The 12,975-nt window shown below is 60.2% G+C and carries 13 protein-coding genes; 8 read left to right on the forward strand and 5 right to left on the reverse strand.

Annotation, left to right across the window (positions count from 1 at the left end):
• Positions 1–80 precede the first annotated feature (80 nt).
• On the forward strand, positions 81–794 hold the full coding sequence (locus QU481_RS09790; protein ID WP_289829778.1) for an MIP/aquaporin family protein: 714 nt from the start codon (positions 81–83) through the stop codon (positions 792–794).
• 324 nt (positions 795–1,118) lie between these two features.
• Positions 1,119–2,663, forward strand: coding sequence for a glycerol-3-phosphate dehydrogenase (glpD, locus tag QU481_RS09795; RefSeq protein ID WP_289829779.1), 1,545 nt, complete (start codon positions 1,119–1,121; stop codon positions 2,661–2,663).
• 131 nt (positions 2,664–2,794) lie between these two features.
• On the opposite strand, the gene QU481_RS09800 is transcribed toward glpD, so the two are convergent.
• Both QU481_RS09800 and QU481_RS09805 read right to left on the reverse strand, forming a co-directional pair.
• Positions 2,795–3,019, reverse strand: a complete 225-nt coding sequence (locus QU481_RS09800; protein WP_289829780.1) for a hypothetical protein — start codon at positions 3,017–3,019, stop codon at positions 2,795–2,797.
• Between the two features lie 725 nt (positions 3,020–3,744).
• Entirely contained in the window at positions 3,745–3,999 is a 255-nt protein-coding gene (locus QU481_RS09805) for a hypothetical protein (protein WP_289829781.1), read from the reverse strand.
• Between the two features lie 69 nt (positions 4,000–4,068).
• Here QU481_RS09805 and QU481_RS24045 point away from each other — a divergent pair, with 69 nt between their 5' ends.
• On the forward strand, positions 4,069–4,281 hold the full coding sequence (locus tag QU481_RS24045; RefSeq protein ID WP_494337227.1) for an SUMF1/EgtB/PvdO family nonheme iron enzyme: 213 nt from the start codon (positions 4,069–4,071) through the stop codon (positions 4,279–4,281).
• A 129-nt stretch (positions 4,282–4,410) separates the two neighbouring features.
• On the opposite strand, the gene QU481_RS09810 is transcribed toward QU481_RS24045, so the two are convergent.
• Complete coding sequence (locus QU481_RS09810) at positions 4,411–4,815, reverse strand: LysR substrate-binding domain-containing protein (RefSeq protein WP_289829782.1); 405 nt, start codon at positions 4,813–4,815, stop codon at positions 4,411–4,413.
• Between the two features lie 299 nt (positions 4,816–5,114).
• Between QU481_RS09810 and QU481_RS09815 the strand changes: the two genes are divergently transcribed.
• Positions 5,115–5,876, forward strand: coding sequence for a bestrophin-like domain (locus tag QU481_RS09815; RefSeq protein ID WP_289829784.1), 762 nt, complete (start codon positions 5,115–5,117; stop codon positions 5,874–5,876).
• Positions 5,877–6,191: 315 nt separating this feature from the next.
• On the opposite strand, the gene QU481_RS09820 is transcribed toward QU481_RS09815, so the two are convergent.
• Positions 6,192–6,869: a GntR family transcriptional regulator gene (locus QU481_RS09820; protein ID WP_289829785.1), complete on the reverse strand. Its 678-nt coding sequence runs from the start codon at positions 6,867–6,869 to the stop codon at positions 6,192–6,194.
• A 155-nt stretch (positions 6,870–7,024) separates the two neighbouring features.
• Between QU481_RS09820 and QU481_RS09825 the strand changes: the two genes are divergently transcribed.
• From QU481_RS09825 to QU481_RS09835, 3 genes are read left to right on the forward strand one after another with little or no spacing between them, the layout of a single operon-like run.
• Positions 7,025–7,786: an SDR family NAD(P)-dependent oxidoreductase gene (locus QU481_RS09825; protein ID WP_289829786.1), complete on the forward strand. Its 762-nt coding sequence runs from the start codon at positions 7,025–7,027 to the stop codon at positions 7,784–7,786.
• Positions 7,779–8,837, forward strand: a complete 1,059-nt coding sequence (locus QU481_RS09830; protein WP_289829787.1) for a phosphotransferase — start codon at positions 7,779–7,781, stop codon at positions 8,835–8,837. Before QU481_RS09825 ends, QU481_RS09830 begins: the two co-directional genes overlap by 8 nt.
• Positions 8,834–10,165, forward strand: coding sequence for an aspartate aminotransferase family protein (locus QU481_RS09835; RefSeq protein WP_289829788.1), 1,332 nt, complete (start codon positions 8,834–8,836; stop codon positions 10,163–10,165). Before QU481_RS09830 ends, QU481_RS09835 begins: the two co-directional genes overlap by 4 nt.
• A gap of 168 nt (positions 10,166–10,333) precedes the next feature.
• On the opposite strand, the gene QU481_RS09840 is transcribed toward QU481_RS09835, so the two are convergent.
• Positions 10,334–11,956, reverse strand: a complete 1,623-nt coding sequence (locus tag QU481_RS09840) for a methyl-accepting chemotaxis protein (protein WP_289829789.1) — start codon at positions 11,954–11,956, stop codon at positions 10,334–10,336.
• A gap of 359 nt (positions 11,957–12,315) precedes the next feature.
• Here QU481_RS09840 and QU481_RS09845 point away from each other — a divergent pair, with 359 nt between their 5' ends.
• Positions 12,316–12,972 (forward strand): TetR/AcrR family transcriptional regulator, encoded by a 657-nt coding sequence (locus QU481_RS09845; RefSeq protein ID WP_289829790.1) that lies wholly within the window; start codon positions 12,316–12,318, stop codon positions 12,970–12,972.
• The last annotated feature ends 3 nt before the right edge of the window (positions 12,973–12,975 follow it).

Below are 12,975 nucleotides of genomic sequence, written 5' to 3' on the forward strand. Positions count from 1 at the left end.
GTGGGCGGCGACGCCGGGTCACCTCGCTGCGTTTTTGTCAGTGACTCCGAGTTCGTACTATTTAGTCGGGAACCCTATCCATGACTCCATTGATTGCCGAATTCATCGGCACGGCCCTGCTGGTGCTGCTGGGCAACGGCGTGGTCGCCAATGTCATCCTCAACAAGACGAAGGGCCAGAACGGCGGCCTGATCGTGATCGCCTTCGGCTGGGCGATGGCGGTGTTCGTCGCGGTGTTCTGTGTCGCCTCATACAGCGGCGCCCATCTCAACCCGGCGGTCACCGTGGCGCTGGCGGTGGCGGGCAAGTTCGCCTGGGCCAGTGTGCCGGGCTATGTAGCTGCCCAGATGGCTGGCGGCATGGCTGGCGCCTTCTTGGTCTGGCTGATGTATCGCCATCACTTCGAGACCACCGAGTGCGCCGACACCAAACTGGCGGTGTTCTGCACCGGTCCGGCGATCCGCAGCCTACCGGGTAACCTGGCGTCCGAGATCATCGCCACCTTTGTACTGGTGTTCGCGGTGTTGCACATGGTGTCGCCCAAAGTATCGCTCGGCGCGATCGACGCGCTGCCGGTCGGTCTGTTAGTGCTGGGCATTGGCGTGTCGCTAGGAGGCACCACCGGTTACGCGATGAGCCCGGCGCGGGATCTGGCGCCGCGGCTGATGCACGCGCTGCTGCCGATCAGCGGCAAGCGCGACAGCGACTGGGGCTACGCGTGGGTGCCGGTGGTCGGCTCGCTGACGGGGGGCGTGCTGGCGGCATTGCTGCACAGCAAGTTGCTGATGGCCTGACGTTGCCCGTCGCGTCCGTTTGGACGCGGCCCTTTCTGAGCCCGACGCGTTCGTGGCGGGCTTTTCTATTGGGGGGTGGGAATTGCTGTTGTTTTTGTCTGGTTACTGTTCGGGCTGGCTCGATCCAATGTCTGCTCTCTGGTAAATGCAACAAATAAAGAACAAAAATGATCATTAAAGCAACATTTTATGTTGCGTAAATGTTCGTTATCGCCTAGCATTCGATTAGGGCGACGGTTGCCGTTCGCCGCGATAACAGCAACGCTCGGCGTTTGGCCGAACGAATGAAAATGGGTTGAAGCCTCAGGGCGGGAGCAACAGGACGTGAACGGTCAGATCTACGATGTATTGGTAATCGGCGGCGGCATCAACGGGGCGGGCATCGCGCGCGATGCGGCGGGGCGGGGCCTGTCCGTGCTGCTGTGCGAGAAGGATGACCTGGCCCAGCACACCTCGTCGGCCAGCACCAAGCTGATCCACGGCGGCCTTCGCTACCTCGAGTATTACGAATTCGGTCTGGTACGCAAGGCGCTGCAGGAGCGCGAGGTGCTGCTGAAAGCCGCGCCGCACATCATCGGGCCGCTGCGCTTCGTGATGCCGCACGATGCGTCGCAGCGCCCGCAGTGGATGATTCGTGCCGGCCTGTTCCTGTACGATCATCTGGCCAAGCGCGAATTGCTGCCTGGTGCCGAGACGCTGAACCTCGAACGCCACCCGGCAGGCCTGCCGCTCAAGCCCGGCTTCAAGCGCGGCTTCGCCTACTCGGACGGCTGGGTGCAGGATGCGCGGCTGGTGGTGCTCAACGCCCAGGATGCCGCCGAACGCGGCGCGGTGGTGCTGACCCGTACCGAATGCGTGTTCGCGCAGCGCGAACGCGAGCTGTGGCGCTGCACCCTGCGCGAGGAGGGGGGCGCGACCCGTACCGTGCTAGCGCGTTCGGTGGTCAATGCGGCCGGTCCGTGGGTCGACACGCTGCTGAAGAACGTGATCGGCCGCAGCGCATCGAAGTCAGTGCGGCTGGTAAAGGGTAGCCACATCATCGTGCGCCGGCTGTTCGACCATTCGAACGCTTATATCTTCCAGAACCCCGACAAGCGCATCATCTTCGCGATCCCGTATGAAAACGACTTCACGCTGATCGGCACCACCGACGTCGAGTACCGAGGCGACCCGGCACAAGTGCGCATCGACGACGATGAAGTGCGCTATCTGTGCGAGATGAGCAACCGCTATTTCGCCAAGCAGATCGATCCCGAAGACGTGGTGTCGACGTTCTCGGGCGTGCGCCCGCTGCTCGACGACGAGTCGGCCAACGCTGCCAGTGTCACTCGCGACTACACGCTAGAACTCGATACCGTCGACGGCGCGCCGTTGCTGTCGGTGTTTGGCGGCAAAATCACTACCTATCGCAAATTGGCCGAACAGGCGGTCGACCAGCTCGCCAAGAGCCTGGGTGTGCATTCGCCGACCTGGACGGCCGCCGTGCCGCTACCCGGTGGCGATTTGGCCCAGCCCACTTTCGAGGCCTTCCTTGCCGATGCCCGCCAGCGCTACCCGTGGCTACCGCTGCCGCTCCTGACCCGTTATGCACGCAGCTATGGCAGCCGCATTGGCATCGTAATCGGCGAGGCGACCGACCTGGCCGGCCTGGGGGGGGAAATCCTGCCGGGGCTTTACGAGGCGGAAGTGCGTTACCTGATGGATGTCGAGTGGGCACGCAAGGCCGAAGACATCCTGTGGCGTCGAAGCAAGCTCAAGCTGCATCTTCCCGTCGGTGCCGAAGCCGTGCTGGATCGCTGGATGGCTGCGCGGTCGGCGTCCGCCCCGGTGGGCTCCTCTGCCGACCTGTTCGAACCGCGCAGTGCCTAGGCATTCCCAGAGGCAACCGGCGTTGTCGCGGGCTGCCAGTCTTAATCGCTGATTTCGATGTGTTGCCTGTCGCCGAAGATGAAAGCCCCATGTCCCTGACATGGGGCTTTGCATTCTTGAGGAGAGCTTGCTCAGTCCTCGCGGAGGAAGTAGGTGGTCTGATGCGAAACCTCGCCTCCCTCGTTGGAACTCTTGGAGGCATTGCTGAACAGTACGCCGCGTGCAACGAGCTCTGCGAGGGCGGCCGAGCAAAGCTTGATATCCTGCCCGGTTAGGGCTGCGGCGAACTTGGGGGACAGGCAGGTCACTTTGTCGCTGAGGAACATTTCTTCCAGTTGGTCGGCTAGCGTGCTCATGGGCATCTCATCGGTTAGGGCCGCTCACCAAACCCCGCATCGCGACTCTGCTGGTTGCGCCGTCACAGAAGGCGAGGCTTACCGGGACTGTGCGTCGCTTCAGTGCGGTAAGGCAATAATGCGGGATGGGGCGGCTGTGGAAACAATCCCGCAATGATCTCACACCCAGGCCCCAACAACCCTGCCGGTTAGGGCGGGGCCTCGTCGTATCCAGCGCCTGTCTGTGGCGATCGCCAGCAACGAGGCAGTCCGTGCGGATACACGCTTGGAGGGTGGATAAGTGTCGTTTAAAGCAGATCCAGGCTGATCGGGGTGGGAAAGGTCTCGAGTTGAGTCAGTAGGTCCATGAGCAGAGACAACCGTTCCTTGCCGAGATGACGCTCGATCTGTTCATCGCATTGCGTCGCTAAAGGAGAAATTTGAGCGGTAAGCTCCCTGCCATGGGGGAGAGGGAAATGATGAGACGGCGGCTGTCGATGCTGTCGCGTTGGTGGTGGATTAGCCCAGCTTTTTCCATTCGGACCCAAATGCCGGTCAAACTGGGCGACAGAACGAGCGGTTGCTCGCCAAGGTGAATGAGTTTCTGCGCGACTTTGCGAAGAGCCCGCAGAGGGCAGAGATCGAACGGAAATGGCAGGGCGTGGCGGGTTGAGCAGGAGGCTTGCCCAGAAGGTGCATGCCAAAAACATGGCAGTAGTCGGCTTGAAGCCGACCGCCGTTTTTTACTAATGCGTCGCCTTGTGCACTGCTACCTTGGTTGCCTGATAGCCCTTGTGCGCCGTGTTTGCTACGCCATGGGCGACTGTCTTGGCGGCATGAGCGGTACCGTGAGCCGCTTCCTTCGCGATCTCTCCAGTTTTCTTGGCGGCATGCACGGTTGCTTCCTTGGCGTCATGGGCTGCTTGGGCCACATCAGCCTTAGCCAGCGGACAAAGCGCCATGACAAATAGTGTGGTGAACAAGCGTTTATGGCATTTCACGAGAATTATTCCTGTTAGCAGCCTTCGACATACGAAACCGATTAGAGTGGCTTTAGCTCATTTGGTGCCATGATACCGAATGATTGGCTCCTGCCGGCGCATCGCCTTGTCGTTCGCTTACTGGCAGTGGAGGCCGAGTTCGAGTATGCGGCGCGCGGAGGCGCGAGCACGGTGTTTCCGTGGGGAAAGACGCTGGCACCCGGCGGCAAAGCTATGGCCAATACCTGGGAGGGCGCCTTTCCGTGGCGTGCACCGGCCTCTCGCAGAGACCCTCGTATTTAGAGCCGCTCACAAAAATCCTGCTGCAGACGTTACGTCTCCTTGCTGTGCTACCTGTACTGTCTGCGTCGGCGCGCCTTGCAGCAGACGTTGCACTGAATTTTGTTAGCGGCTCTTAAAAAGCAAGCGACATTACGGCTTGGTCGCTTGAGCAGCCAACACGCTGCGTTTTTCCACGAGAAAGTACATCAGCGCCCGTACCTTGCTCGTCATCTGCTCGCGCGACGGCACGTACAGGTAGAAGCCGGGAAATGGCCTGCACCAGGGCTGCAGCACGCGCACCAATTCGCCATCCTCCAGCTGGCGGCGCACTGCGAGCTCCATGTGCTGGGCCAGGCCGACGCCTTGGACGGCAGCGCGGATTATCCCTTCATCTGGAGGCGTTGCTGAACAGCACACCGCGAGCAACGAGCTTTCGAGGGCGGTCGAGCAAAGCTCGGCGTCCTGCCCGGTCAGGGTGGCGGCGAACTTGGAGGACAGGCAGGTCACATTGTCGCTGAGGAACATTTCTTCCAGTTGGTCGGCGAACGTACTCATGGGCATCTCAGCGGCATCGCCGCGTATATTGGACCAAAGGCAAATGTGGGTATGCCAAACCAGGGGGAGCTATATATTCTGGATGAGTGTGGGTTATCGAGCGTTCGCAGGTGATGCGCACCAGCAAATCAGGAAACACGTCATTACCCCCAGAAGCGATGATCCCTGACTGGCACGTTTGCCCCCTTGGTGAGTGCCCATCCCAGGGGGAGCACTGGGCACGAAGGCCGTGGCAGAAGATGATCAGATCGCGACGCATGCCGGGCTTTTCATTGTGAGCGGGGACGGAGGGTAGGGCAATGAGCCACGTCGAGACCGCTTTGGTCGTGTTTGCCTGTGTATTTGGCAGCGCGTTGTTTGGTTTGTATCTGCGCACCAAGTTGCCAGAGCACCACCTTAGCGATGAATCAATCAGTGCCGTAAAGCTGGCGGTCGGTCTGATAGCCACGATGGCTGCGTTAGTGCTTGGCCTGCTGGTTTCGTCGGCGAAAAACACATTCGATACCGTGAGCAATGAGGTCGTGCACAGTGCCGCCAGCATCATCTTCCTCGATCGCGTTCTTGCCAAATATGGTCCGGAAACGAAGGGGGTTCGTGATCTGTATAAGCAGAGGGTTGGCATGACGATCCAGATAATCGCTTCCGCCGAACCTGCACAGCTCGCAAAACTTCGCGGCCTCGAGGCACTTAGGCGGGCGGAAAGCCTTCAGCTCAAGCTGGAGGCCCTGTCGCCACGCAGCGAGGTGCAACGTCAATTGCAGGCAAGCGCCATCCAGATCATCGGTGAAGTGCTGAACGCACGCCAACTTGCGATGCTGCAAGCTTCGGGTTCGCCCCCCTTACCGTTGCTGATATCACTGGTGTTGTGGCTCGCCATTATCTTATGTGCATTTGGCCTGTCTGCACCTGCCAACGCGACAGTCATAGTTGCGTTGTTTCTGGGCGCACTATCCACGTCCGGCGCAATATTTCTGATCCTTGAGATGAACACGCCGCTCGATGGGGTGATTACGGTCTCGCTCGAGCCTTTACGCGAGGCTCTCACCATGCTGGGCCAGTAGCGGCGATTGGCCAAGCTGGCCAATCCTAATAAGCTGCCATAGAAGTGGCGCGGATTCCAAAGGCGGAAGTGGGGCGGGGGCAGCCGGTGAGCACCAGCAAAGAAGGCTTCCACTTTCTTCCCCCGCGAATGTCAGCTTCTCGCTTACTAGCAGCCGGTTTCACGATAGAGCCCCGCCAACAGCTTCGGCCGAGGCGCATCCGCTTGGGCAAGGTCAGTCATTGTAGCCTTCGAGCGAGTGACAGGGCATACATCGCTTTTAGCACGGCCCAATTCGACGGGCTTCGCGAATTCTGACATTGCCTTGTATCGCCACTTACTGTTGTGTGCCGCCTGCGGCCGCCTGCAGATGGCGCAAGATAGCCTGTCCGCCACTGACGATGTCTTCACCGATTGCCGTGGCTGCTTCCGCACCATCCTGCCGCTGAATGGCGGTGATGACCGGCGGGTGATAGTCGATCATGTCCATGCCGCCCTCGCCATACACTGCCGAGATCAAGGGCCCCATCTGCAGCCAGATGCGGTACAGGATGCCCTTTAGAAACGGCATGTCCGCTATCTCTACCAGTGCAAAATGAAACTGCTGATTGAGGTCGCAGCCGGCTTCGATATCCCCGGCCTTCATGGTTTGCCGGTTCATGGCCACGATGGTCTGCAGGCGGGCAATGTCCTCCGCCGTCGCCCGCCTGGCCGCTTCCTCTGCGGCCAATCCCTCCAATTTCACGCGAATCGCCCGAATTTCCAGGTAGCGCTCCAGCGTCATGAAGGGTACACGGATATCGCGGGCCGATTTCATGGTCAGTGCTTGCTCCTGCACCAAGCGCAGGATGGCATCGCGCACTGGGGTGACACTGGTACCCAGCTTGTCAGCCATGTCTCGGATCCTGAGCCGGTCACCCGGTTTGAGGCGGCCCTGTATCAGTGCTTCGCAGATCAGGCGATAAACCGTGCTTCCTAGATTGTCGTGTTCCAGTGTGGGTAGTTCGTATGTCATGGCGGCAAGTATGTCGCGGTTATCCGGGCTTGTGTCGGATTTGTGAGCAAGTCATTGCACGTCTTTCATGCAATAAATATGATGCATCATATACAAATCTAGCTGCCACCAGGTAGGATTTGTGAGGCGTAACTTCACCAGGGAGCGATAAGGCGATGGATAACAGCGAAAACAGTCGGCCCGAGCGCAAGCGTTACATGCTGCTTACCGGCGCTAGCCGGGGCATCGGGCATGCCACGGTGAAACTGTTCCAGGAGCATGGCTGGCACATCCTGACAGTTTCCCGGCAACCTTTTTCCGAGACCTGCCGCTGGCCGATGGCGCGTGAGAGCCATCTGCAGGCTGATCTTGCCGACCTCGATGGTCTCGACAGGCTGGTGGCCGAGGTCAGAAACCGGCTGCCAGATGGTGAGCTGCACGCGTTGGTCAACAATGCGGGCATTTCGCCCAAGGGGCCGGATGGGGCACGACTTGGCGTACTGGACAGCGATGCCGATACCTGGCTTCGGGTGTTGAACGTCAATCTCGTCTCGACGGCACTGCTGGCGCGTGCGCTGTTTCCCGAGCTGATGAAAGGGCAGGGCAGCATTGTCAATGTCACTTCGATTGCCGGCTCGCGCGTGCATCCGTTTGCCGGCGTGGCCTATGCCGCCTCCAAGGCCGGGTTGGCCGCGCTGACGCGGGAGCTTGCGCACGAGTTTGCGCCACATGGCATCCGTGCCAATGCCATTGCCCCGGGGGAAATCGACACGTCGATTCTTTCGCCGGATACCGCGCGCATCGTCGAACGGGATGTCCCTATGCATCGGCTAGGCACGCCCCAGGAAGTGGCCGAGGCGATTCATTTTCTCTGTTCCGGCCACTCTTCCTACATCAATGGGGCAGAAATTCACATCAATGGTGGTCAGCATGTCTGAAGTGCTGAGCAACCCGCTGTTTACGACAAGGGCAGAGGCAACAACGCAGGAGGAAGTTGCTTCGTTGCTGTGGACGTATTACCGCGTTCGCGGCCAGGCATCCACACGCAACAGCGAGCGCGACGAGAACTTCCACATCCGGGCCGAGGATGGCCGTGAGTATGTGTTGAAGCTCACCCATCCGGCGGAAAGCCGTGAGGTCACCGATTTTCAGACCCTGGCGCTGTTGCATGCTATCCGGCGTGATCCCTCGCTGCCCATTCCACAGGTGATTCCTCGGCTGGATGGCACGCCCTATGGCCCGGTGGCGATGGGCGATGGCAGCGAGCGCGTGCTGCGCCTGCTCAGCTATCTGCCTGGCCAACCGCTGCATCAGATCAATCGGAGCGAGGCGCAGCGCCGCCATCTGGGGGAAACGCTGGCGCTGCTGGATAGGGCGATGAGCGACTTTGCTCATCCTGCCGCCCACCACCATCTGTTGTGGGATATTCAGTACGCTGAGCAGCTGCAGTCGTTGCTGCTGCAGACGCCGCCCTGCGCCCAGCGCGATGTCCTGGCGAGCTGGCTGACGCACTTCGAGGCCGAGGTGCAGCCGAAGCTGGCCAGCTTGCGCCGGCAGGTGATCCACAACGATCTCAACCCCCATAACGTATTGGTAAACCCGCAGGATCAGGTCACCACTGTCGGCATCATCGATTTCGGGGACATGGTGCACGCGCCACTGATAGACGAGCTTGCCGTGGCGTGCTCCTACCAGCTGTCCACCAACCCTAACCCGCTGGACACCGCAGCGCCGATGATTGGCGCCTATCACGCGGTCAACCCGCTGATGTCGGAGGAGGTGGACCTGCTCTACGATCTCATCCTCACCCGGCTGTGCATGACCGTCACCATCACCGGCTGGCGGGCGATCAAGCATCCGGAGAACCGCGCCTACATCCTGCGCAATAACGGCCTGAGCTGGGATGGCATGCAGCGGTTGCTGGCCATCAGCCGCCGGCAGGCGGTGGCCTATCTGCGAGAGGTGTGCGGCATGAAAGGACAAGCATGAGCAGCAAAGATCAACGGATGGTGAACGCTTTCGATCCGGCGACGTCGAGCCAGCTGCCTGCACGCGAGCAGGTGCTGATCCAGCGCCGCCAGCAGTCACTCGGCAAGGCTTATCGCCTGTTCTATGAGCACCCGGTGCATGTGACGCGCGCCGAAGGCGTGTGGCTGTACGACCCGGACGGCAAGCCCTATCTCGACGTTTACAACAATGTGGCCTCGGTGGGACACAGCCATCCGCGTGTCGTGGAAGCCATCGCACGTCAGGCCGCCACGCTCAACACCCACACTCGCTACCTGAACGAAACCATTCTGGAGTACGCCGAACGGCTGCTGGCCACTTTCCCGGCTGCAATCAGCCAGGCCATGTTCACCTGTACCGGCAGCGAGGCCAACGACCTGGCGCTGCGCCTGGCCTGGAATGTCAGTGGTGGGCGCGGGGTCATCGTCAGCAACCATGCCTATCACGGTGTCACCCACAGCGTGGCCGAATGCTCGCCGGCCTTTGGCCCTAGCGTGCCACTTGGCCCACATGTGCGCACCGTGCCACCGCCCGATGGCTACCGCCATGGAGAAGAACCGGTGGGCGAGCGTTTTGTGCGCCACGTGCAGGCGGCCATCGAGGATTTGCAGCGCCACGGTATCCAGCCGGCCGCGCTACTGGTGGATACCCTGTTCACTAGCGATGGCGTGTTTGCCGACCCACCGGGCTATCTTGCCCGCGCGGCGGAAGCGATCCGCGCTGCCGGTGGCGTGTTCATCGCCGACGAGGTGCAGGCCGGGTTTGCCCGCTCCGGCGGCCACTACTGGGGCTTCCAGCGGCATGGGGTGGTGCCCGATATCGTTACCATGGGCAAGCCGATGGGCAATGGCCATCCGATCGCCGGCCTGGTGGCAAGGCCCGAGATTATCGATGCCTTCGGCAGCAAGGTGCGCTATTTCAACACCTTTGGTGGTAACCCGGTGTCCTGCGCTGCCGGCATGGCGGTGCTGGATGTTATCCACGACGAAGACCTGCAACAGAATGCACGCGATACCGGTGCTTATCTCAAGGCCGGTTTTGAGCGGTTGGCTGAAAAATACCCGCTGATCGGCGACGTGAGGGGCGTAGGCTTCTTTATCGGGGTGGAAATGGTGTCGGACCGGCAGCAGAAGACCCTGGCCAGCAACGAGACCAGCCGTATCGTCAACGCGCTGCGCGACAAACGCATCCTGATCAGCGCCACCGGCCCGGCCGGTAACGTCCTCAAGGTGCGGCCACAATTGGTGTTTGCCCAAGAGCACGCCGACATGCTGCTCGATGCCTTGGATAACATCCTGGCGACGCTCTAGTAGTGTTGTTTAGGGGAGGGGGTGGGGGCCAGCAGGGTAGCGTGCGGAGCCGCTCCCTGTTGCCAATACTTGGGAGGTTTACCCCGAAGCGTCTTGTTTACCGTATTCAGACCTAGGCCGGGCCGTTTCATCGCCGGCTGTTGAGCCGGCGATGTTGGCTTGGGAGGATCAGCCGAGTCTGAAGAAGCTCACGGATGCTTCGAGCCGTTTTGCGGTGGCCGCGAGATTTTGCGACGTCTCGGCGACCGAGTTGACGGCCGCTGTGTTTTCCTCGGACATCTGGGCAATTGCCTCTACATTCTGCGCCAGGCTCACCGATGCCGCCTTTTGCTCTTCAAGTGCGTTGGCGATCTCGCTGATGAGTTGAGAGACTTGGGTAGAGGCGTCCTGGACCGCTTGAATGGAGGATCGGGTTTCTTCCGACAGCGATACGACTTCGTTGACGACGGTAGTGTTGTGTTGCATGCCGGTCGCGGCATGGGTGGCGCCATTTTGGATGGATTGGATCATGCCACCAATTTCCTGAACCGAGCCGGTGGTCTTCTCTGCGAGCTTGCGCACTTCATCCGCCACAACCGCAAACCCTCGTCCCTGTTCACCCGCTCTGGCCGCTTCAATAGCGGCATTGAGCGCCAGCAGGTTGGTTTGGTCGGCAATGTCTTTGATCACCGTTGCCAGATCGCCAATCTGCAGCACGGACTGGGACAGGGTCCCGATTTCATCGGCGGACAGATCGATCGACTCGGCCACCGTCTTGGCCTGGTGGGTCGCCGAGTTGACGTTGCCCACGCTCGTCATCGCAAGATCCCCGGCTTCGCTGACTTTGGTGTTGACCTCCTGTGCTGAGACCGACACGCGGTCAATACTCACCGATAGTTGCTCGACGGCCGCAGACGACGACGTGGTGGCATTGGCTTGGGCTTCCGTCGCGATTGCGACTTGTTTCGCGGCAGTCGACAGGTGCGCTGCCGAGTCCGTAACGACGCCGGTGGTGGTAATGACCTCCCCGATCACTTGAGACAGCTTGCTCGCCATTTGATCCAAGGCCTTCAGCAGCCGACCCGTTTCATCCCGCGTATCTGCTTGGAGCTGGATCGACAGATTGCCTTGAGCGAGTTGATTGGCCGCGTCGACCGCACGGGTGAGCGGATGAGTAATGCTTTTCGAAATGAGGCGTCCCAGCACAAGGGCCAGGACAATGCCAATGGCACTGCTGATGAGCAGGATGGTACGGGCACGATGGGACGTGTCATGGGCCTCTTGTCCTGATTGTTGTGCCAGTTCGTCCTGACGCATCGCCAATTGCTTGACCAGCTCTTGGTAGTCCTGGGCCACTTTGGCGGTGTCGGTCAAGGCCTTCTGGGCCTCGCCGGTTTTGCCGGCCTCGCTCAACGCAATGATGTTATTTTGGATCTCGATATACGATTTCCGACTCGCTTGTATTTGTTCAAAGAGTTCTATGGCTTTGGGGTCGACGAGCGCGGGTTTGAGCTTGTTCCAGACATCGCCGATCACGGCTCTGGAGTCTTGGATTTTTTGCTTGGCACTGGCCTTTTCCTCTGGGGTAGAGGCGAGGGCCAAGTCACGCAAGGCAACGCGAATATCGCTGATGCTGGCCTGTCCTTGCTGAAGCAGCAGAATCTTGGGAAGGCGGTTGAAAATGACGATGTCCGCCTTGTCCTGCATGACAGTCATTCCTGAGACGCTGGCGCCCACAATGGCGAGCATCAGCACAATTAGCGCGCCAAGCAAAATGGCCAGCCGCGAGCCGACATTGAGATTTTTCAACATTAAGATGTCCCTATTTAGAGCAGTAATCTTTGCGTAATAATTGGTAATTAAAGCATTAGAAATGACTGGTGAATTTATTCTAATGTATTTGCAAGTAGCCTTGGGAAATGTGTTTGAAGTGAGGGCTGCTAACAAAATTCAGTGCAATGTCTGTGACAAGGCGCGTCGACGCAGACAGTACAAGTAGTAGGATTTTTGTTAGCGACTCCAATGAGGCTTCTCTGGCGCCGTGCGCACACCCAAACCTCGCTTGGAAACTTGTTCAAAGGCCGTAGGCAGACTGTCCTTGGGCAGGGCTAGATGCCGACCGTCCGGCTGTTGCACTTTGAAATTAACTAATTCGTTAATTAGTCTGAACCATGATCAAGCGTTCTGCTGCACCTCGCTCGCCGGGGCGCCCCGCTGCGGATCAGGCTCATCCGGACCTGCGCGAGCAGTTGCTCGACGCGGCGACCGCGCTGTTTGCCGACGAGGGCATCGCCGCGACCACGATGGGGAAGATCGCCGCGCAGGCCGGCGTGACGCCGGCGATGGTGCATTACTACTTCACCAACCGTGATCAACTGCTCGACGCGGTGGTCGACGAGCGCGTGATGCGCATCGTTGCCTATGTCTGGGGCGGCACGGTCGGGCAGGGGGAGGCCGACGCGCTTGAGTTGGTCATCGGCCTGGTCGAGCGGCTGATCGACAGCGCCGAGCACCAACCTTGGTTGCCGCCGCTGTGGGTGCGCGAGGTGCTGAACGAGGGAGGCTTGCTGCGCGAGCGGATGCTGTCGCGCCTGCCGTTCGACAGGTTGCAATGGCTGGCCGAACGGGTGGCGGTGGGTCAGCGTGCCGGCCAGATCAACCCGGCCATTGAACCGCGGCTGGTGTTCCTGTCGGTGCTGGGGCTGACATTGTTGCCGCTTGCCACGGCCCGAACCTGGCAGCGCGTGCCGCCATTGGCCGGCCTGGGGCGCGACGCGCTGCAACGCCATGTAGTCGCGCTGCTGATGTCGGGGCTGGCTGCCCGCTAGCTT

Origin of the sequence: Crenobacter oryzisoli, from assembly GCF_030385785.1 — a bacterium.
Taxonomy (GTDB): domain Bacteria; phylum Pseudomonadota; class Gammaproteobacteria; order Burkholderiales; family Chromobacteriaceae; genus Crenobacter_A; species Crenobacter_A oryzisoli.